This is a genomic window from Herbiconiux daphne, from assembly GCF_024979295.1.
In the GTDB taxonomy this organism is placed as follows: Bacteria; Actinomycetota; Actinomycetes; order Actinomycetales; family Microbacteriaceae; genus Herbiconiux; species Herbiconiux daphnes.
In genome coordinates, this window is the sequence record NZ_JANLCJ010000700.1 from 1 (window position 1) to 552 (window position 552).

Annotated in this window: 1 protein-coding gene; it reads right to left on the reverse strand. The window is 46.7% G+C overall.

Annotated elements, in window-relative coordinates:
* On the reverse strand, window positions 1–552 hold a 552-nt coding region (locus tag N1032_RS27240; RefSeq protein ID WP_259543826.1), incomplete at both ends, for a hypothetical protein.

The window sequence follows — 552 nt, forward strand, 5'->3', positions numbered from 1 at the left end:
GTATCAGTATCACCGGCACGAAACGCTTTGCTGGCTTCGTTGCTCAACTTGCGTTTGTAAAAGTCGATGGTGTGAAGGTCTTTGAAATCTGCATCACCCATTTTAGTTAGCAGTTTTTTCGCTGAAGGCGGCAAGCTGTCTAAATCTGCATCCTCTGCTAAATGCTGCTTCACAAACTCTTTTGTTTTACCCATTTTGAGGGCTGAAACATTGTTGTTATCTAAAATGTCCTGTGCTCCGTGTAGAGCATCGTTGTATTGCTGATTTTTAACAGCGATAAACTGATCAGTAGCTTCACCAACTGCCTGTTGTGCGGTCGTTCCCTGTTCTCCAGCGATACCGGAAACAGTACGATCTACATTAGCTTGAGTGTTAATCTCTGGTGCGCCTGCTCTCTGCTCTGCTGCCTTCAATCCCTGCGCTGATTCGCCTGTATACAAACCAGAAGAAGGGGCTACTACATTCCCTTCAGCATCAGAGATAACGCCTCTGTAAGCGTTCTGTGAGCCTACATCACCGCCTTGATAAAGTCGCTCTGTCCCTGTCTCCCCT